At 60.9% G+C, this 19,571-nt stretch carries 22 protein-coding genes; 12 read left to right on the top strand and 10 right to left on the bottom strand.

Features of this window, described 5'->3' with window-relative positions; translation table 11 throughout:
* The first annotated feature begins 302 nt into the window (after positions 1-302).
* Entirely contained in the window at positions 303-665 is a 363-nt protein-coding gene (gene grxD, locus ACR0JC_RS01975; RefSeq protein WP_170338767.1) for a Grx4 family monothiol glutaredoxin, read from the top strand.
* An 8-nt stretch (positions 666-673) separates the two neighbouring features.
* Here grxD and ACR0JC_RS01970 read toward each other — a convergent pair whose 3' ends face one another.
* The 3 genes from ACR0JC_RS01970 to ACR0JC_RS01960 are packed head-to-tail and all read right to left on the bottom strand — an operon-like array spanning position 674 to position 2,099.
* On the bottom strand, positions 674-1,021 hold the full coding sequence (locus ACR0JC_RS01970; RefSeq protein ID WP_170339345.1) for an MliC family protein: 348 nt from the start codon (positions 1,019-1,021) through the stop codon (positions 674-676).
* Positions 1,018-1,413: a cell division protein ZapA gene (locus ACR0JC_RS01965; protein WP_170339348.1), complete on the bottom strand. Its 396-nt coding sequence runs from the start codon at positions 1,411-1,413 to the stop codon at positions 1,018-1,020. The genes ACR0JC_RS01970 and ACR0JC_RS01965 overlap by 4 nt, the downstream gene beginning before the upstream one ends.
* Complete coding sequence (locus ACR0JC_RS01960) at positions 1,413-2,099, bottom strand: hypothetical protein (protein WP_170339350.1); 687 nt, start codon at positions 2,097-2,099, stop codon at positions 1,413-1,415. Before ACR0JC_RS01960 ends, ACR0JC_RS01965 begins: the two co-directional genes overlap by 1 nt.
* Positions 2,100-2,334: 235 nt before the next feature.
* Between ACR0JC_RS01960 and tkt the strand changes: the two genes are divergently transcribed.
* Positions 2,335-4,356: a transketolase gene (gene tkt / locus ACR0JC_RS01955; RefSeq protein ID WP_170339352.1), complete on the top strand. Its 2,022-nt coding sequence runs from the start codon at positions 2,335-2,337 to the stop codon at positions 4,354-4,356.
* Between the two features lie 57 nt (positions 4,357-4,413).
* Here the strand turns inward: tkt and ACR0JC_RS01950 are convergent, their stop codons facing one another.
* Positions 4,414-5,385: a DUF808 domain-containing protein gene (locus tag ACR0JC_RS01950; protein WP_170339354.1), complete on the bottom strand. Its 972-nt coding sequence runs from the start codon at positions 5,383-5,385 to the stop codon at positions 4,414-4,416.
* Between the two features lie 182 nt (positions 5,386-5,567).
* Between ACR0JC_RS01950 and gap (ACR0JC_RS01945) the strand changes: the two genes are divergently transcribed.
* The 3 genes from gap (ACR0JC_RS01945) to gap (ACR0JC_RS01935) all read left to right on the top strand — a co-directional run bounded on the left by gap (ACR0JC_RS01945) (position 5,568) and on the right by gap (ACR0JC_RS01935) (position 7,881).
* Positions 5,568-6,569 (top strand): type I glyceraldehyde-3-phosphate dehydrogenase, encoded by a 1,002-nt coding sequence (gene gap / locus ACR0JC_RS01945; RefSeq protein ID WP_170339356.1) that lies wholly within the window; start codon positions 5,568-5,570, stop codon positions 6,567-6,569.
* 71 nt (positions 6,570-6,640) lie between these two features.
* Positions 6,641-6,784, top strand: a complete 144-nt coding sequence (locus tag ACR0JC_RS01940) for a hypothetical protein (RefSeq protein WP_170338780.1) — start codon at positions 6,641-6,643, stop codon at positions 6,782-6,784.
* 92 nt (positions 6,785-6,876) lie between these two features.
* A complete protein-coding gene (gap, locus tag ACR0JC_RS01935; RefSeq protein WP_170339359.1) occupies positions 6,877-7,881 on the top strand; it encodes a type I glyceraldehyde-3-phosphate dehydrogenase in 1,005 nt (334 codons plus the stop codon).
* On the opposite strand, the gene coaD is transcribed toward gap (ACR0JC_RS01935), so the two are convergent.
* From coaD to ACR0JC_RS01920, 3 genes are all read right to left on the bottom strand, one after another.
* Positions 7,873-8,364: a pantetheine-phosphate adenylyltransferase gene (gene coaD, locus ACR0JC_RS01930; protein ID WP_093961954.1), complete on the bottom strand. Its 492-nt coding sequence runs from the start codon at positions 8,362-8,364 to the stop codon at positions 7,873-7,875. The genes gap (ACR0JC_RS01935) and coaD overlap by 9 nt on opposite strands.
* A gap of 85 nt (positions 8,365-8,449) precedes the next feature.
* The gene (locus ACR0JC_RS01925; protein WP_170339361.1) at positions 8,450-8,887 is read right to left on the bottom strand and encodes a CBS domain-containing protein; all 438 of its coding nucleotides are present in this window, start codon (positions 8,885-8,887) and stop codon (positions 8,450-8,452) included.
* Between the two features lie 61 nt (positions 8,888-8,948).
* A complete protein-coding gene (locus ACR0JC_RS01920) occupies positions 8,949-9,851 on the bottom strand; it encodes a LysR family transcriptional regulator (protein ID WP_170339363.1) in 903 nt (300 codons plus the stop codon).
* A 101-nt stretch (positions 9,852-9,952) separates the two neighbouring features.
* Here ACR0JC_RS01920 and ACR0JC_RS01915 point away from each other — a divergent pair, with 101 nt between their 5' ends.
* Both ACR0JC_RS01915 and ACR0JC_RS01910 read left to right on the top strand, forming a co-directional pair.
* The gene (locus ACR0JC_RS01915; protein WP_170339365.1) at positions 9,953-11,452 is read left to right on the top strand and encodes a CoA-acylating methylmalonate-semialdehyde dehydrogenase; all 1,500 of its coding nucleotides are present in this window, start codon (positions 9,953-9,955) and stop codon (positions 11,450-11,452) included.
* Between the two features lie 220 nt (positions 11,453-11,672).
* Complete coding sequence (locus ACR0JC_RS01910; RefSeq protein WP_437342558.1) at positions 11,673-12,269, top strand: L,D-transpeptidase; 597 nt, start codon at positions 11,673-11,675, stop codon at positions 12,267-12,269.
* Positions 12,270-12,325: 56 nt separating this feature from the next.
* Here the strand turns inward: ACR0JC_RS01910 and ACR0JC_RS01905 are convergent, their stop codons facing one another.
* Positions 12,326-12,802 (bottom strand): fasciclin domain-containing protein, encoded by a 477-nt coding sequence (locus ACR0JC_RS01905; RefSeq protein WP_170339366.1) that lies wholly within the window; start codon positions 12,800-12,802, stop codon positions 12,326-12,328.
* Positions 12,803-12,877: 75 nt separating this feature from the next.
* A complete protein-coding gene (locus tag ACR0JC_RS01900) occupies positions 12,878-13,723 on the bottom strand; it encodes a class I SAM-dependent methyltransferase (protein WP_170339367.1) in 846 nt (281 codons plus the stop codon).
* 143 nt (positions 13,724-13,866) lie between these two features.
* Here ACR0JC_RS01900 and ACR0JC_RS01895 point away from each other — a divergent pair, with 143 nt between their 5' ends.
* Positions 13,867-14,982, top strand: a complete 1,116-nt coding sequence (locus ACR0JC_RS01895; protein WP_170339368.1) for a carboxylate-amine ligase — start codon at positions 13,867-13,869, stop codon at positions 14,980-14,982.
* Between the two features lie 3 nt (positions 14,983-14,985).
* Here ACR0JC_RS01895 and ACR0JC_RS01890 read toward each other — a convergent pair whose 3' ends face one another.
* On the bottom strand, positions 14,986-15,843 hold the full coding sequence (locus tag ACR0JC_RS01890) for a hypothetical protein (protein ID WP_170338794.1): 858 nt from the start codon (positions 15,841-15,843) through the stop codon (positions 14,986-14,988).
* Between the two features lie 174 nt (positions 15,844-16,017).
* On the opposite strand from ACR0JC_RS01890, the gene ACR0JC_RS01885 reads away from it, so the two are divergent.
* The 4 genes from ACR0JC_RS01885 (at position 16,018) to ACR0JC_RS01870 (ending at position 19,570) form a co-directional block, all read left to right on the top strand.
* The gene (locus tag ACR0JC_RS01885; protein ID WP_170339369.1) at positions 16,018-17,160 is read left to right on the top strand and encodes an acyl-CoA dehydrogenase family protein; all 1,143 of its coding nucleotides are present in this window, start codon (positions 16,018-16,020) and stop codon (positions 17,158-17,160) included.
* A gap of 7 nt (positions 17,161-17,167) precedes the next feature.
* Positions 17,168-18,202, top strand: a complete 1,035-nt coding sequence (locus ACR0JC_RS01880) for an enoyl-CoA hydratase/isomerase family protein (RefSeq protein WP_170339372.1) — start codon at positions 17,168-17,170, stop codon at positions 18,200-18,202.
* A gap of 3 nt (positions 18,203-18,205) precedes the next feature.
* Entirely contained in the window at positions 18,206-19,078 is an 873-nt protein-coding gene (gene mmsB / locus ACR0JC_RS01875) for a 3-hydroxyisobutyrate dehydrogenase (RefSeq protein WP_170339374.1), read from the top strand.
* 102 nt (positions 19,079-19,180) lie between these two features.
* Positions 19,181-19,570, top strand: a complete 390-nt coding sequence (locus ACR0JC_RS01870) for a hypothetical protein (RefSeq protein WP_170339376.1) — start codon at positions 19,181-19,183, stop codon at positions 19,568-19,570.
* Position 19,571: the final 1 nt, after the last annotated feature.

Here is a 19,571-nt window from a genome sequence, read left to right as displayed (position 1 = left end):
TCGGTCACGTGACATGATCGGTTGGGTTGTCTGGATCGGAATTTGTTTCGGCGGGCTGGTAGTTGCCGAGGCTCTGCTCGAAGCCTATCTGAGACGGAACAGAACAAGATGATTGTCGGATACGTGCCCCGACCCCAACGCTTTGAAACGCAGACCGTGGGAATCCGACGGCGTGACAAAAGTCAATGTAATCGACGAGGTTCATGCGATGAACCAGCGTACTGAACCTAGAAACTGGTGGCGCAGCCGCCAATCGAAATGACCGCCCGACAGACGGACGAACGTAAACAAGGAAACGCGAAATGACCGACGTTAAGACCCAGATCGACGAAACCGTCAAAAGCAACGACGTGGTGCTCTACATGAAGGGCACCAAAGAAATGCCGCAGTGCGGATTTTCATCTCGGGTGGCCGGTGTTCTGAACTATATGGGTGTCGAATACACCGACGTGAACGTACTGGCGGACGAGGAAATCCGCCAGGGCATCAAGGACTATTCGGACTGGCCGACCGTGCCTCAACTCTACGTCAAAGGCGAATTTGTGGGTGGTTGTGATATCATCACGGAAATGACCCTGTCAGGAGAGCTGGACACGCTCTTCGACGAAAACGGTGTCGCCTACAACAAGGAAGCCGCCGACAAAATCCGCGAGGCAAACGCCTGATCAGCCGCTCAGCGGCTGACACAGTCTTTCAAAATCTCGGTTTCGTCGGTGGCTCCGGCCGCCGCGAAACTGACCATCGCGTTCCAGCCTTTCGACCGCAGGGTATACGTACCCTGCCCGTTCACCGACTCGTAACGGATACCCGAGCCGCTCTGGACCTGACGCAAGGCAATCAACTGACCATCGACGATCATAGCCGCAGCCCCTTCGCCGTCGGAGGGGTTGAAGTATGTCACGGGCAGCTCAACGCCACTCTCGCAGGTGAAGGTCACCGATAGGATGTCAATCTGTGCCAATGCCGGGCCCGAGACCGCCCCGACCAACGCCGCCAGGCACAAACTCCGCAAATGTGTCATCTCGCGTTCTTCTCTTCGATCACCGAGGCCAGCGCCTCGGCGCGTGCCGCCATCTCTGCAAGTGTGTCGGTAACCGACGGCGGAACAACGGCCACTTCGATCCGTTCCGGCTCGGGCGCGGGCGCACTGCGCATACGCTCCAATTCGCCTTCAACCTCGGCCAGCTTCGCCTCGAGTGTCTTGATGCGATCCTCGGTGGCCGCCGCCTTGTCGGCCAGCATTAGCCCCGCCATCAACAGCATCCGCGACTCGGGCATACGGCCAATCTGGTCGGCCATCACCTGGGCCTCATCGTCCAGCATCTTCGCGGCTGCGTGCAGAAACGGTTCCTCGCCGTCCTGGCAGGAAACCTCAAATCCGCGCCCGCCAATATGAATGGTAACCTCGGGCATTACTCTACCTCTCCTTCGGCCAGGTTGGCGTGGGTCAGCAAAGGCTCAAGCCGCGCCAGAACCGCGTGAGCCTCGGCCGCGTCGGTGGCGCGGGCGGCCCGGGTGGCCTCCAGCTCGGCCACGGTTGCCTTGTTCAGAAGCTCGGCATCGGGAACGCCGTCCTCGGCAGCCTTGCGCAACTCGTCGACCGCTTCGCGCAATTGGTCATTTGCCTTGCGCAAGCGCTGCAGGTCGTCATCAAGCCGCGACATGGCTGCGCCGTGGCTGGCGCGTTCGGCCCGCAGCATTTCCAGTTCGGCATTCAATTCGGGGATACGCTCTGAATCCTCCAGCTGCCGCCGCAATTCGGAGATCTCGGCCTTCAGAGCTACAACTTCGTCCTGATTTTCCAGCGCGGCCTTGGCTTCGGACAGTTCGGCACGCGCGGCCTCGACGGTGGCCAGTTTGGCATTGGACTCGCCCAACTGGGCGCGCAATGCGTCGATTTCCTGGTCGTGCCGCTCTTTCAGAGACTTCAGGCGCTCTTCCAATTGCGCATTGGCCAGCTTTTCCTCGTCCAGAGCGGCGCGCAATTGTCCATCTTCGCTGCCCGCGACCGGACCCGCCGATTGTAACGCCTCGATCCCGGTGCCAATCCGATCCATCGCGGCCATGATGCGTCGCTGTAAGTCTTCGATCTGGCTCATTGCCCCTGTCACCTCTTTACCAAGGTTCGTTCTATTTTTCCGATGGCCGAATCAATACGGCTCGTACCGGTACTTAGTCTAACGGAATGTTCGCCAAAATACCCACTCTTTGCTTTCAAAGGCTTGAGCAACACTCTTGAAGCGATGGCAATGCGCCGCGCCGGGTTCCGCTTGCACTTTGGGGGGTGGATGGTATTCAGCCCGCAATCTGCCGTAATCCAAAGGAACAACACCCGTGGACCTGACTGCGCTGCGCAATGCCAACCCTGAACACTGGGCGAAGGCTGCGGCCATTCGCACCCTGACCCTTGATGCTGTCGCCGCCGCCAATTCCGGCCATTCCGGAATGCCGATGGGCATGGCCGACGTCGCGACCGTGTTGTTTGAAAAACACCTGAAATTCGACGCCTCGGCCCCAAACTGGCCTGACCGCGACCGGTTCATCCTGTCGGCTGGCCATGGCTCGATGCTGATCTATTCCCTGCTCTACCTGACGGGCTACAGCGCAGTTACTCTGGACGAGATCAAGAACTTCCGCCAACTGGGCGCGAAAACCGCCGGCCACCCGGAAAACTTCCTGATTGACGGTGTCGAAACCACCACTGGCCCTCTTGGGCAAGGAATTGCCAATGCCGTCGGTTTTGCGATGGCCGAAGAAATCCAGCGGGCTCATTACGGCAAAAAGGTTGTCGACCACTACACCTATGTGATCGCCGGTGACGGCTGCCTGATGGAAGGTGTCAGCCAGGAGGCCATCACCCTGGCCGGTCGGCACGAGCTCAGCAAGCTGATCGTGTTCTGGGACAACAACAACATCACCATCGACGGCACCGTGGACATTGCCGACCGTACTGATCAGGTGCGCCGGTTCGCCGCTTCGGGCTGGCATGTGATCGAGATTGACGGCCACGACCCCAAGGCCATCGATGCGGCGATTGTGCAGGCAAAAGCGTCGAAGAAACCGACCATGATCGCCTGCGAAAGCCACATCGCGCTGGGGCATGCCGCGCAGGATACCTCGAAAGGTCACGGCGCATTGACGGATGCCGAACAGCTGCAGGCCGCCAAGGATGCATATGGCTGGCCGCACGGACCGTTCGAAATTCCGACCGAGGTGAAATCCGCGTGGGAAGCAATCGGCGCGCGTGCCGCAATGGAACGGAAGGCGTGGGAAGAACGTTTTGCCCAACTGTCCGAGCGCAAGCAGGCCGAGTTCAACCGCGCCTACGCGTTCGAGGCGCCGAAGAAGCTGGCTGGCGCCATCCGTGCCTTCAAAAAGCAGGTTTCCGAGGATCAACCCAAGCTGGCCACCCGCGCCTCGTCGGAAAAGGTGCTGAACGTCGTGAACCCGATCATGACCGAGACGGTCGGCGGTTCGGCGGACCTGACCGGGTCGAACAACACCAAATCAGCCGATATGGGCGTGTTCTTGCCGGAAAACCGCAAGGGCCGCTATATCCACTACGGCATCCGTGAACACGGCATGGCCGCGGCGATGAACGGCATGGCGCTGCATGGTGGCATCCGTCCCTATGGCGGCACTTTCATGGCATTCACCGACTATGCGCGCCCGTCGATGCGTTTGGCCGCGCTGATGAAGATCCCCAGCGTTTTCGTGATGACCCATGACTCGATCGGTCTGGGCGAAGACGGCCCGACGCACCAGCCGGTCGAGCATCTGGCGATCTCGCGCGCAACGCCGAATACCTATGTGTTCCGCCCTGCCGACACCGTCGAAACCGCCGAGGCCTGGGAACTAGCGCTGACCTTCAAGGACAGCCCCTCGGTCCTGTCGCTGACCCGTCAGGGCGTTCCGACCTTGCGCACTCAGCACAAGGCCAAGAACCTGACCGCCCAGGGCGCCTATGTTCTGGCCGAGGCCGAGGGCAAGCGTCAGGCGATCCTGATCGCCACCGGGTCCGAGGTGTCGCTGGCCATGGAGGCCAAGGCGATGCTCGAGGCCGAAGGGATCGGCACCCGCGTCGTTTCGATGCCCTGCATGGAGCTGTTCGCCGAGCAGGACGAAGCCTATCGCAAGAAGGTCCTGCCCGCCGGCCCCGTCCGCGTCGGTATCGAGGCCGCCGTCCGTGCCGGCGGCTGGGACCGCTGGCTGCTGGGCGAGCGTGGCCGCGAGGCCAAGGCCGGTTTCATCGGCATGTCGAGCTTTGGCGCGTCCGCTCCCGCAGGCGAACTGTACAAGCATTTCGGCATCACCGCCGAGGCGACGGTTGCCAAGGTCAAGGAATTGCTGGGCTGATCCAGCCGATCTGAGCAATCAAAGGGCGGCCATCGTGCCGCCCTTTTCTTTTGGACCTCAATGGTCGGCTGTCTGCTCTGCCTTTTTGGGCCACAGCGGTGCGATGACCTTGGTCGCCAACGGGATCAGAACGAACCCCCAGGCCAGCCCGAACACGCCGTCCATCGCAGCCTTGCTGATCCACTCCACCGCGCCGACCCATTGATCGGACACGGCATGACCGGCCGCATAAGCCCAATCGTGGATGTGGTGGCCGAGCCAGCCAAAGCCCAGCACCTCGAGCCCATGGATCATGATCGAGCCGCCAACCCACAGCATCGCCGCCGTGCCCACGACCGACAGTGTCTTCATGACCTTTGGCATCGCCTTGACCAGCCCGCGCCCCAGCCCGCGGCCGACCGACGTCAGCGCGTTCTTGGCGAGATAAAGCCCGACATCGTCCATTTTGACGATCAAGGCGACCGAGCCATAGACGGCCACCGTGACACCGATCCCCACAACCGCCAGCGTCGCCGCCTGCATCCAGACATTCGGCGCCTCGATTGCAGAAAGAGCGATGGTCATGATTTCGGCCGACAGGATAAAATCGGTCTTGATCGCGCCCTTGATCTTCTGCTCCTCCAGATGACCCGGATCACGGACGTTCATGTCCTCTTCGATCACGTGGCTACCATGCGGGAACAGCACGTGAAAAATCTTCTCGGCGCCTTCGAAACACAGGTATGACCCACCGATCATCAGCAAGGGCGTTATCAGCCACGGCGCGAAGTTCGCCAGCAACAGCGCCACAGGCAGCAGCAGAATGACCTTGTTGAACATCGACCCGCGCGCGATGCGCCAGATGATCGGCAACTCGCGCGCCGGAGCGAACCCTTGGACGTATTTCGGCGTAACGGCCGCGTCATCGATGATCACACCGGCGGTCTTGGCCCCCGCCTTGCCGGCCGCCGCCGCCACATCGTCGACCGAGGCCGCCGCCACCTTGGCGATTCCCGCCACATCGTCCAACAGGGCCAGCAAACCGCTCATGCCGCATCCTTTCCGTTCATCTGTCGCACTTTGGACCCTAACCGATCCGACAGCTAGCGCAAGCGTTAGCGCAACCACACCAAGTTTGCGCTAACACATTGCAAATATGGTATTTTCCATCTTTTTAGATGGACCGATCATCGCTATATCGCCCGGAACACAAGCGGATTTGGAGACGTCACATGACCATCAAGGTCGGCATCAATGGTTTTGGCCGCATCGGCCGCTGTACCCTGTCGCACATCGCCGCGTCAGGCCGCAACGATATCGAAGTGATCAAGGTCAACGCCACGGGACCGCTTGAAACCTCGGCGCATCTGCTGAAATACGACAGCATCCACGGCCGCTTTCCACGCGATGTCTCGATCAGCGGCAACACGATGGACCTGGGTCGCGGGCCTATGCAGATGTTTTCGACCTACGACATGAACGAGCTGGACTGGGAAGGCTGTGACGTCGTTCTGGAATGCACCGGCAAGTTCAACGACGGGCTGAAGGCGAAAACACACCTTGAACGTGGCGCTCAAAAGGTTCTGCTGTCGGCTCCGGGCAAGAACGTGGACAAAACGATCGTGTTCGGCGTCAACCACAACAGCCTGACCGCCAACGACAGGATGGTGTCGAATGGCTCGTGCACCACGAATTGCCTTGCCCCGCTTGCCAAGGTTCTGGACGAAGGCATCGGCATCGAAAACGGCATCATGACCACGATCCACGCCTATACCGGCGACCAGCCCACGCTGGACCGCCGCCACAGCGACCTGTACCGCGCCCGCGCCGCCGCCATGTCGATGATCCCCACCAGCACCGGTGCCGCCAAGGCGCTGGGCGAGGTTCTGCCGAACCTCAAGGGGCGCCTGGACGGTTCGGCCATTCGCGTGCCCACGCCGAACGTGTCCGCCGTCGACCTGACCTTCCGCGCCGCGCGCGAAGTGACCGTCGACGAAGTCAACGCCATCGTCGCCGAGGCCGCCAAGGGGCCGATGCAGCGCGTCCTGGGCTATGAACCCGCCCCCCTGGTGTCGACCGATTTCAACCACACCGAGGAAAGCTCGATCTTCGCGCCCGACCAGACCCGCGTCGTGGACGGCCGTATGGTTCGCGTGCTGGCGTGGTACGACAACGAATGGGGCTTCTCAGTACGCATGGCCGATGTGGCCGTCGCCATGGGACGGCTTAACTGATCTCATCAAGACCGCTTGAACCGCGTCGCCCGCTCAGGTTATCTGGGCGGGCTTTTTTGTTCGGAGCAGCAATGACAAACCAAATCGCGATCTGGCTGGGAGTCCTCATCCTTGGTGGTCTGATGCTGGATTTCGCGCTGTTTGGAACCGAGCACCTCCTGTTCCTCGGCAAGAAGTTCTACGACTTTCTCGACTGGGTCGCGTTCTGGCGCTGACAGAGGTTTTGCTTGACATTTTCGCCTGACTGCCTTTGTTAGCGCTAACTGATTTCAATCGCGGCTTAGCGGCCATTCAGACGGAGCGCGACATGACACTCAAACTTGCAATCAACGGATTTGGACGGATCGGGCGCGGTGTCCTGCGCGGCCTGATGGAAAGCGGTCGTACGGATGTGCAGATCGTCGCGATCAACGACCTCGCCAAGCCTGAAATGAATGCGCATTTGTTTGAGTTCGACAGCGTGCATGGCCGCTACACCAAGCCGGTCACCCTGACCGAGGCCGGGCTGGACGTAGGCGCCGGCCCGATCCGGTTGACCAGCGAGCGCGACCCCGAGGCGCTTGATTGGTCGGACGTCGACGTGGTTCTGGAATGCACCGGCGTGTTCCGCACGCGCGAAGCTGCATCTCGCCATTTCAAGAACGGCGCGAAAAAGGTTCTGATCTCGGCGCCGGCGCGCGGGGATGGCGAGGTTAAAACCGTGGTGTTCGGCGTGAACGACCACGATCTGACCGCCGCCGACACCGTGGTTTCCAACGCATCCTGCACCACCAACTGCCTGTCGCCGGTCGCTGCCGCGCTGGATGCGGGCCTGGGTATCGTGCACGGCAATATGACCACGGTGCACGCCTATACCGCCAGCCAGCCGGTGCATGACACCGCCGGCAAAGACCCGTACCTGTCGCGCGCGGCGGCCCTATCGATGATCCCGACCACCACCGGTGCGGCCTCGGCCGTGGGGCTGGTTCTGCCGCAACTGCAGGGCAAACTGACCGGTCAGGCGATCCGGGTTCCCACCCCGAACGTCTCGGTCGTCGATCTGGTGGTCGAGGTTTCGCGCCCCACCACCGAAGACGAGGTCAACGCCCTGTTCACCGAGGCCGCGGCCAAGATCCCGACGGTTCTGGCTGCGGAAACCCGCCCGTTGATCTCGATCGACTTCAACCACGATTCCCACAGCTCGACCGTGTCGCTGGCCGAAACCAAAGTGACCGACGGCACGCTGGTTCGCGTTCTGGCCTGGTACGACAACGAGTGGGGGTTCTCGAACCGGATGCTGGACACCGCTGCCGCGATGGGCGCCCTAGCCTAACCGCTCTTTCAGCGCGATATTGACTTGGGGCGTGACGAATTTCGACACGTCCCCACCCAGCCGGGCGATTTCCTTGACCAGTTTCGAGGCAATCGCCTGGTGTCGGGCTTCAGCCATCAGGAACACGGTCTCGATCGAATCGTCGAGCGCCCGGTTCATCCCAACCATCTGAAATTCATATTCGAAATCGGCAACAGCACGCAGACCGCGTACGATGATCTGCGCCCCTACGTCCCGGGCGCAGTCTATTAGCAGGTTTTCGAACGGATGCGCAACAATTTCAGTGCCGGTCTGTTCGGTCAGGTAGGCACATTCCGCCTCAATCATCGCCACCCGCTCTTCCAGCGAGAACAACGGACCCTTGTCGCGGTTGATCGCGACGCCAATCACCAGCTTGTCGACCAGCATGGCTGCCCGGCGGATGATATCGATATGACCCATGGTGATGGGGTCAAAGGTTCCCGGATATAATCCAACCCGCATCGCGCCCTCCTGAGCAAGAAAATTTCTGCGCAAGCAAACACAAGTTTTCCGCAGCTGCAAGAGGCCGCAATGTCGTCAGATGGGGCTAGTGCCCCATGATCATGCCCTGCAGGGCATCTTTTTCCATGGCCAGTTCTGACAATTGCGCTTTTACGACGTCGCCCAGAGTGACGATCCCAATCAGTTTGCCATCTTCGACAATCGGCATGTGCCGGAACCGACCTTCGGTCATACGAGCGAGAACGTCCTGCACCTTATCTTGTTGGGTGGCGGTCACCAGTTTCTTGGTCATGTAGGCGCTTACCGGCTGTGTCAGGCACCCGCTGCCACTGGCCGCCAATTCCCGCACGATATCGCGTTCCGAGAGGATGCCGGCTGCGGTTTCGCCATCGTCTTCCGATACGATCACCGTACCAATGCGCTTATCGGCCAGAATCTTTGCGGCGTCGGACACGGTCATCGAAGGCGCCACCGTCACAACCCCGCCCGTCGACTTGGACTTCAGAATGGCCTGTACAAGCATGGGCAATACCTCCGAAATAATTTTCCCGTTTTCCAAAGCGTTGCCCGATTAGATCAACCTGTCAAGCTTGGGCTTCGGCTTCCAGCCGCGCAACTTCGTCGCGAATTCCCCGGCTGAGCGCTTCTGCAAATCGGTTCAACCGTTCGTTGCGTTGATCACCCTGATGGCGAACCAGGTGAAAGCTGCGCGTCAGACTGACTTGATCCGTCAGAATTTTTTTTAGCTGAGGATGGAATGGCAACGTGAAGTCATGCGCGATACACACCCCGGTACCCAGCGAAGCTTGCCGCAACTGCACCGAGACCGAGTTCGATGCAAGTGGGACACGATCAATACCCAGATCGTTGAGGTAATCGAGCTCGCGGTCGAAGATCATGTCCGGGATATAACCGATCATGCGGTGGCCCTTCAGGTCACCGACCGAGCGAATGGGACCATGCCGCGAAAGATAGTCGGCTGTTGCCACCATATGCAGCTTGTAGTCGCTGATCTTTTGCACCAGCAGCTTGCCGGCCGTTGGGGCGCTGACGGTGACAGCCATATCCGCCTCGCGGCGCGACAGGTTTATGATCCGCGGCAAGGCGAGGATCTGTATGTCCAGGTCGGGGTTCGAGTCGCTGATTTTGGCGCAGACTTGTGGCAGCAGATAGTTGGCGCTTCCGTCCGGAGCACCAATCCGGATTTGACCACTCAGCGACTTGGTCGCGCCCTCCATCGCGCCAGCCGCTGCGCGCATCGCCTCTTCGGCGCCTTGAGCGTGCTCGAACAGTCGCTCTCCGGCCGAGGTCAGCACGTAGCCCTGCGGCGACTTCGTGAAAAGCGGCGCTTTCAGTGCTGTTTCCAACCGGGAAACCCGCCGCCCGACTGTCGCCGGATCGATCTTTAATAACCGCCCCGCCGAAGACAGGCTTTCCTCGCGCGCAACCGCGAGGAATACGCGCATGTCATCCCAGTTCGGGTCCATCCCCACCCCTGCATTTTTGCAAAACTCTTTTGGGATATTGCCTCTGTTCATGAGATTTATGCAAGCCTATGCTGCGCGCAAATTCAGCGGAGGAGTTTGCGATGCAAGACCTGACCCATTTCATCAACGGCGAGTACACGCCCGGCACATCCGGTCGATTTGACGACGTCTACAACCCCGCCACGGGCGAGGTTCAGTACAAATGCCCGATGGCCAGCGCCGCCGAGACGACGGCAGCAATCGAACACGCCGCTGCAGCCCAGCCCGCATGGGGCGCAACCAACCCGCAAAAGCGCGCCCGCGTGATGATGCAGATGGTCCACCTGATGCATCGCGACATGGACAAGCTGGCCGAAGCGCTGAGCCGCGAGCATGGCAAGACCCTGCCCGACGCCAAGGGCGACCTGCAGCGCGGGCTTGAGGTGATCGAATACTGCATCGGCGCCCCGCAGATGCTGAAGGGTGAGTTCACCGACAGCGCCGGCCCCGGCATCGACATGTATTCCATGCGCCAGCCGCTGGGCGTTGTCGCCGCCATCATGCCGTTCAACTTCCCGGCCATGATGCCCCTGTGGCATGTCGGCCCTGCTCTGGCCTGCGGCAACGCGGTGGTGCTGAAGCCCTCGGAACGTGACCCATCGGTACCGCTGATGCTGGCCGAACTGTTCGTCGAGGCCGGTCTGCCCAAAGGTGTGTTCCAAGTCGTCAACGGCGACAAGGAAGCCGTGGATACTCTGCTGGACAGCGAGATCATTCAGGGTGTGTCCTTCGTCGGCTCGACCCCCATCGCACAATACATCTATTCGCGCGCCACGGCGAACGGCAAACGCGCCCAGTGCTTTGGTGGGGCCAAGAACCACATGATCGTCATGCCAGACGCGGACCTGGATCAGGCCGCCGACGCGCTGGTGGGCGCCGGTTTCGGCGCTGCCGGCGAACGCTGCATGGCCGTTTCGGTGGCCGTTCCGGTGGGCGAGGAAACCGCTGACGCGCTGATCGAGAAGCTGGTGCCGCGCATCGAGAAGCTGAAGGTCGGTCCCTATACCGCCGGCGACGACGTCGACATGGGGCCGGTCGTGACCGCCGCCGCCAAAGAACGCATCCTGGGCCTGATCAATTCGGGCGTGGAACAGGGCGCGAAACTGGTGGTCGATAACCGCGACTTCAAGCTGCAGGGCTATGAAGACGGTTTCTTTGTCGGCCCCCACCTGTTCGACCATGTCACCCCCGACATGGATATCTACAAGCAGGAGATCTTCGGCCCCGTTCTGTCCACCGTCCGCGCCGGATCTTACGAAGAGGCGCTGAAGCTGGCGATGGACCATGAATACGGCAACGGCACCGCGATCTTCACCCGCGACGGCGACACAGCCCGTGATTTCGCCAGCCGGGTCAATATTGGCATGGTTGGTATCAACGTCCCGATCCCGGTGCCGCTGGCCTATCACACCTTCGGCGGCTGGAAGAAATCGATGTTCGGAGACCTGAACCAGCACGGCCCCGACAGCTTCAAGTTCTACACTCGCACCAAAACCGTGACGTCGCGCTGGCCGTCGGGCATCAAAGAAGGTGGCGAGTTCAACTTCAAAGCGATGGACTAACAGACTGATTTAAGAACAAAGGCCGCCCTAAATTGGGGCGGCCTTTTTGTCCGCAGGCAAACCCAATTCGCCAACCGTTACCTTGTGCACCTTCTGCTTGGCAAAAAACTGCGCAATCCGGCACGCGTTCACGAGAATTTCAGCACCGACCTCTGGCTTCACCTCTCTGCCCGGCATAAATTGGCCGAAAATTCGAGCAGTCAGTCGCCAGGAGGCCATCGTGACAACCAGAATTTCCCGCCGCTCGGCCCTTTTGGGGGTAGCATCCGTATTGGCGTCGCCGACCTTGTTGCGGGCGCAGAGCCAGGACGCCTTCCCTCAAAGCGAGGAGGCGATCAGCACTCAGCTTCCCGTTCGCCGCAACGTATCGTCCTTTTCCAAGCAGGATTGGCAGGATCACTTCGATGAACTGGGCGTGGGCTGCTTGCTGGCAGACATCACCAGCCGGGCGGTGCATTACTGGGGTCCTGACGGTACCTACAAGCTGTACCCCAGCTCGGTTCCCATGAGCGAAGAGCTGACCAAACGCGGCTACACCGAAGTCGTGCGCAAAGCGGAAAACCCCAGCTGGACGCCGACCGCATCGATGCGCGAGCGCGATCCCAACCTGCCGGTCCGCATGGAAGGTGGAGATCCGGGCAACCCACTTGGAACCCGCGCAATGTACCTGTCCTGGCCGGCTTACCTGGTGCATGGCACACATGACACCCGAAAGATCGGACGCCAAAGTTCATCCGGGTGTATCGGGTTGTACAACCAGCATGTCGAGGAACTGTATCCTCTGGTCCAAATCGGAACAAAAGTCAGACTGCTTTGAAACGACAAAGCCCCGGCCGATCGACCGGGGCTTTGATTTTGTGGCGAGTGTCTTGATTACTCGGGGATCAGAACAGTGTCGACGACGTGGATGACGCCGTTGCTTGCCTCGATGTCGGCCTGAACGACATTCGCTCCGTCGACCTTGACGCCGTTCTTGGCATTGACGCTCAGACGTTCGCCCTGAACGGTCAGAACCTTGGCCCGCTTACCAGCGATGTCACCCGACATCACTTTAGCCGGCACAACGTGATAGGTCAGGATGGCGACCAACTGATCCTTGTTTTCGGGCATCAGCAGCGTCTCGACAGTGCCCTCGGGCAGAGCGGCGAACGCTTCATCGGTGGGCGCGAACACCGTGAAGGGGCCTTTGCCCTTCAGCGTGTCCACCAGACCGGCGGCCTGAACAGCGGCAACCAGCGTGTTGAACGACCCGGCCGAAACTGCGGTGTCCACGATGTCTGCGGCTTGGGCTTTCATCGGCAGTGCGAGTGCGACGGCGGCTGCGGCACCCATGAATGTACGACGGAACATGTTTAGTCTCCTCTCCAGCGTGATATGGAAAGGGGTACGCGCGCTTTCAAAAAGCGGATCACGAAAAAATCTGCTTTACCGCTTCTGAACCCAGATACTCTGCGCGCGGCCTTCAGTCAGAAAAGGCAACGCTTCGACGGCATCGGGGCGCGCCTGCTGAAGGTAAAAACCGGGCCAAAGCATTGAAAAAGAACCAGATTGCAGCAAAACGTGCAGCATGTACTGCTCGCCCCAACCCGGGCAGTCATAGAAAAACCGCTTGGGGTATTCATAGGGCAAAAAAACATCGTGGACATGGATCACGACGCCCGGTTTCAGGTTCGGAATGATGCGGCAGAACAGATGCGCTACGTCATTGCTCATGCGCACGACATGGCTCGAGTCGATGAACAGAACGTCTCCGGTCTCGAGCTGATCGAACACGGATGCGTCGACCTCTTCCAGTCGTTTCTGTTCGAATTGATCAACAACATGCGCGATGTCTGCGCGCGGATACGGGTCGATCGCCGTGATCCGCGTTTCCAAGCCGCCGTCTAGAACGGCTTGCCGGGTCACTCGGGTGGAGTTTCCACATCCGACCTCGACGACGCGTTTCGGCTTGAACCGCCGGATCATCAAGTACAGAGCGTCGGCGTCCGGACTGTCGTAGTACCCGTTGCCGATCCGGTAGCCGGTTTGGTTCCGCTCAGGATCCTTCAAGGCAGCCAGTGCTTCGGCATGGACCGTATATTCTGAGACCAGTTCGGCAATATCGAACCCTTCCATCCCGGGTGACAGGGCATAGGCCGGTCGGGTCAGGCCGCCAACCCGCTCGAATGCTTCAAGCCGTGCCCGCTCATCCCGCTCGGGTGCCTTGTCGATCAACCGTGTGCCGAACCTGTCCAAGAATGCATTGAGCTTCGGGAATTTCCTGGGTTTCACGACATACGGCTCCGATTATCTGTCTGGCTTCTGTGGTGCTTACCGTCGGCACACGGGTCAGCGCAAGGTCGATGGCGCCAAAGCCTTGGCAAAAGAGCAGATTCCGTATTCACTGATCCCAAAAGGGAACGGGAGGCCCGCACATGCAGCAGGATTTCACGATCGGCATCGAAGAGGAATACCTGCTGGTCGATCGCGACAGTTTGCAACTGGCGCAGGCGCCCGAGGCATTGATGCAGGCCTGCCAGGCGGATTTTGAAGGCCAGGTCAGCCCGGAATTCCTGCAATGCCAGATTGAGGTTGGAACCCGCCCGCATACGACGGTCAAATCCGCGCGTGAGGACCTCAGGCGGCTGCGGTCCTGTGTCGCCAAGCGCGCCGCCGAGCACAACCTGTCGCCCATCGCTGTATCCTGCCACCCGTTTGCGGATTGGAAAGACCAGCACCACACGCGAAAAGAGCGGTATGACAACCTGCAACACGCGCTGGGGGGTGTCGCCCGGCGCATGCTGATCTGCGGGATGCATGTGCATGTCGGCGTGGACGATCCCGCGCAGCGCGCCGATATCCTGCCGCAACTGTGTTATTTTCTGCCCCACCTCCTGGCGCTTTCAACCTCATCACCCTTCTGGAACGGACAGGATACCGGGCTGTCCTCGTATCGCCTGACGGTGTTCGACAACCTGCCCCGCACCGGCCTGCCCCCTGTTTTTGGTAGCTGGTCCGAATACGAGCGCACCACCGGTGTCCTGGTCGAATTGGGCGTAATCGAGGATACCTCGAAGATCTGGTGGGACCTTCGACCGTCGCACAGCTATCCGACGCTCGAGACGCGGATCATGGATGTGCAGCCTCGCATGGAACACGCGCTGTCGCTTGCGGCCATGGTGCAGGCACTGACCCGAATGCTCTGCCGCCTGAAAGACCGCAACCTGCGCTGGCGGCAATATGATCGGTTCCTGATCGGCGAAAACCGTTGGCGCGCGCAGCGCTACGGCGTGGGCGAAGGTCTGATCGATTTCGGAGACCGCTCGATCAAACCGATGCCCGACCTGATGGGCGAGTTGATGGGCATGCTGGCCGAAGATGCCGAAGCATTGGGCACCATGGCCGAGTTGGCCCGTTTGCGTCAGATCGCCGAGAGCGGCACCTCGGCTACGCGACAGCGTCGCGTTCACGCCGAAGCGCTGGCCAATGGCGACGATCCGGGCCAGGCGGTGGTCCGGCACCTGATTGACGAATTCCACGCTGATCTCTGACTCTCACACCGCATTGAGGATCTGTCTGATCCGGTCGGCCACGGGCTCGTACAGGCTGCGGGCTTTCCAATACCCATTGTGCGAAAACGGATTCCATCCGGTGAAGATATTCCCGACCCGGATTGCCTGGTCGGTGATCTCCCCCGTTCCGACAAGCTGCCCATAGCTGGGCGCGATCGGTCCAAGGGGGAAGCCAAGAACGTCGTGCTTGTCATAATAGTTCTGCCACCAGTTATGGAATTGCAGGGTCAATGGCAATTCCTGGTTGGGGCGTTGGATCGGCGTGATGTCCTGTTCGGGATAGGCGAACAGAAAGATCGGGATGTTGCAGCCAAACGTGACCAGCCCGGCCACTGTCTGCATGTCTTCCACCGGAACACCGTGCTGCGGCAATCCACCGTGGCGCAGATGGCGCTGAAGGTCATAGATGTAGTTCGACATGATATGCCCACCCAGGGAATGGGCGACGATCAGGATGGGGGCACGCTCGCCGATCTGAAACCGGACGATGCGTATCACTTGCGCAACTCGTTCATGGATCGCGGCATAGGTCTTGTCGCTGCCGTCGGGGGTCGGGCGATAGGATGCCGCGTCGGACAGGTTGCACACTACGAAACGGCGCGTGCGGTCATAGCCAGTATAGGGGCTTATGCTGTTCAGATAGGCCATCTGCCGCCCCTGCAGGATCTGCGCCCAGATCACCTCGTGCCAGGCAACCTTGCTCATGTCCTGCCCCAACTGCCGCCCCACCCGGTCGTGCAAGTCGCTCGAAAACGTCGGCACCGAGGACGGCTGGTTCGGCCCGACCGACTGGCTGCCCATTCCGTGTATCGCAACCACGGCCATCTTGTAATTCGACATCCACAACTCCGATCAATCAATAAAACGAATGGCTCAGCATAACCGCCTTTTGGCAATCACCCAAATCCGGCGCACGTGCATCACGGGGTTTGCTCAGCGTGAAAAATTTCTGTAAGGATTGCGCAATAAATAAACAGTCGTTCAATTCACGTCGCCACAAGGGGGAGACCGGCCATGGATTTCGCGCTGACCGAGGAACAGACGGCCATTTTCGATATGGCCTACGCGTTCGGGCAAGAACAGATCGCACCTTTCGCCCGCCAGTGGGAGGCCGAGGGCACCATACCCAAGGATCTGTGGCCCAAAGTCGGCGAACTGGGCTTTGGCGGGCTCTATGTGTCCGAGGAAAGCGGCGGTTCGGGCCTGACCCGTCTGGACGCCACGCTGGTGTTCGAGGCGCTGTCGATGGCCTGCCCCTCGGTCGCGGCCTTTCTGTCGATCCACAACATGTGCGCCAAGATGCTGGACAGCTTTGCAAGCGATGAATTGAAATCGCGCATCATGCCCGACGTTCTCAGCCTGAACACGGTGCTCAGCTATTGCCTGACCGAACCGGGCACGGGCTCGGACGCGGCGGCGCTCAAGACACGGGCCGAGCGCACCAACGACGGTTATACGCTGAACGGCACCAAGGCCTTCATCTCGGGCGGCGGCTATTCCGATGCCTATGTCTGCATGGTGCGCACAGGCGGAGACGGGCCCAAGGGAATCTCGACCGTCTATGTCGAGGACGGCACACCGGGCCTCAGCTTTGGTGCGCTGGAACAGAAGATGGGCTGGAAAAGCCAGCCCACCGCGCAGGTTCAGTTCGACGACTGCAAGATCCCGGCCGAAAACCTTGTCGGGACCGAGGGCGACGGGTTCAAATACGCGATGATGGGCTTGGACGGCGGGCGCCTGAACATCGCCTCATGCTCTCTGGGTGCGGCGCAGGCGGGGCTGGATATGACGCTGCAATACATGTCCGAACGCAAGGCCTTCGGTCAGACCATCGACCAGTTCCAAGCCCTGCAGTTCCGGCTGGCCGACATGGAGATCGAGCTGCAGGCCGCCCGCACCTTCCTGCGTCAGGCGGCTTGGAAGCTGGATCAGGGCGCGCCCGACGCCACCAAATTCTGCGCGATGGCCAAGAAATTCGTGACCGAGACCGGATCGAAAGTGGTCGATCAGTGCCTGCAGTTGCATGGCGGCTACGGCTATCTGGCCGACTACGGCATCGAAAAGCTTGTGCGCGATCTGCGGGTGCATCAAATTCTGGAGGGCACGAACGAGATCATGCGCGTGATCGTTGCCCGCCAACTGCTCGCCCATCGCTGAGGTTTCCATGTCCGATATCGACATCCGCACCACGGGCCGCGCCGGCCGGATCACCCTGACCCGGCCCAAGGCCCTGAATGCGCTGAGCTACGAGATGTGCATGGCCATCGACACCGCCCTGCGCAATTGGCGCGAGGATGACGAGGTCGATCTGGTCATCCTGGATGCCGAGGGCGAAAAGGCCTTCTGCGCGGGCGGAGACATCGCCGAGTTGTACACAACGGGCACCAAGGGCGACTATGCCTATGGGCAGAAGTTCTGGCGCGATGAATACCGCCTGAACGCGATGATCTTCGAATATCCCAAGCCGGTGGTCAGCTTCCTGCAGGGCTTTACCATGGGCGGCGGCGTGGGCATCGGCTGTCACGGCACGCACCGGATCGTCGGCGAAAGCTCGAAGATCGCGATGCCCGAATGCTCGATCGGGCTGGTGCCGGATGTGGGTGGGTCGCTGCTGCTGGCGCTGGCGCCGGGGCGGCTGGGCGAATATCTGGGCGTCACCGGCGCGCGCATGGGTCCGGGCGACGCGATCTATGCCGGGTTCGCCGACCACTTCATCCCGCAGGACCAATGGCCCGACATGATCGAGATGCTCGAGGCCTCGGGCAAGGCCGACCTGCTGGCCGAACACGCCGCCCCTGCCCCGAACCGCACCTTACCGCAGGACGAGATCGACCGTTTCTTCGGTGGTGAAACCCTGGGCGACGTGCTGACCGACCTGCGCAATGGCGACACCGAATTCACGCGCGGCGCGCTCGCGGCGATGGGCCGCAATTCGCCGCTGTCGATGGCCTGCGCGATCGAGATGCTGCACCGCCTGCGCGGACCCGCCCTGACCATGCGCAAGGCGCTGGAGCTGGAATACCGCTTTACCTTCCGGTCAATGGAGCATGGCGATTTTCTGGAGGGCATCCGGGCGCAGATCATCGACAAGGACCGCAACCCGAAATGGCAGTTTGCGGACATGAACGTGCCGGCCACGGCGGTATCACGGATGCTGATGCCGCTGGGCGCGGACACGCTGACATTCGAGGAGGAGTGAAACATGAAGATCGGATTCATTGGCCTGGGCAACATGGGCGCGCCGATGGCGGCCAATCTGGCCAAGGCCGGTCACGACGTGACTGGGTTCGACGCCGCGGGCGTGTCGGTCGAAGGCGTGACCAAGGCCGAAACGGCCACTGATGCTGTCCGCGGGGCCGAGGCGGTCATCACCATGCTGCCCAATGGCGACATCCTGCGCGCGGTGGCCGATCAGATCATTCCGCACATGGAGAAAGGCGCGGTGTTCATCGACTGCTCGACCGTCGATGTGGACAGCGCCCGCGCCGTGGCCGATCAGGCCGAGCGGGCCGGGCTTCTGGCCGTGGACGCGCCCGTTTCGGGCGGAATCGGTGGCGCGGCCGCAGGCACGCTGACCTTCATGGCCGGCGGATCGGACGCGGCCTTTGCCAAGGCGGCTCCGCTGTTCGATATCATGGGCCAGAAGGCGGTGCATTGCGGTGCGGCCGGCGCAGGCCAGGCCGCCAAGATCTGCAACAACATGATCCTGGGCGTCACCATGATCGCCACCTGCGAGGCTTTTGCCCTGGCCGACAAGCTGGGCCTGGACAGGCAGAAGATGTTCGACGTGGTCAGCACCTCGTCGGGCTACAGCTGGAGCATGAACGCCTATTGCCCCGCCCCCGGTGTCGGACCGCAGTCACCTGCCGACAACGGCTACAAGCCCGGTTTCGCCGCCGAGCTGATGTTCAAGGACCTGCGGCTCAGCCAGCAGGCCGCCGAAAGCGCCGACGCCGACACGCCGATGGGCCAGATCGCCACTGCGCTGTACGAACAGTTCGTCGAAGCCGAAGACGGCAAGGGCATGGATTTCTCGGCCATGCTGCCCCGTTTCGAAAAGCGCGGCCGCAGCTGAGCTTGGGCGGCATTTCGCCGCCCAGGGCTTGAACTTCTGGCGGGCATTCCAAAATATCGGGAAACGCGGCATGACGGCGCGACGAACCGAGGGGAACCGCCCATGAAGACACTGTTGCATATTGCACTGCTTGCCGGCCTGTCGCTGACCCCGGTCGCGACGCTGGCTGACAACGGCAAAGGCAAGGGAAAGACCAAGGACGCGTTCTCGGTCGAGCGCGTGGCCCCGCAGAAGGGCGCAAAATCCGTTGCCAATTGCCCGCCCGGATTGGCCAAGAAGGCCGTGCCCTGCGTCCCGCCCGGTCAGGCCAAGAACTGGTACAAGGTCGGAGACCGGATTGATCGCGACTATGTCTGGATCGACGATCCGTACCGCTATGGCCTGAAACGTGGCGGCAACTACGTTCGCGCGGGCGACTACGTCTACAGAATCGACCCCGATACGCGCAAAGTGCTGAACCTTATCGGCGCGGTGGCGGATATTCTGTACTGAC

The sequence above is a fragment of the Ruegeria sp. CH5 genome (genome assembly GCF_056537025.1).
This window is presented reverse-complemented; position numbering and strand designations above follow the sequence as displayed.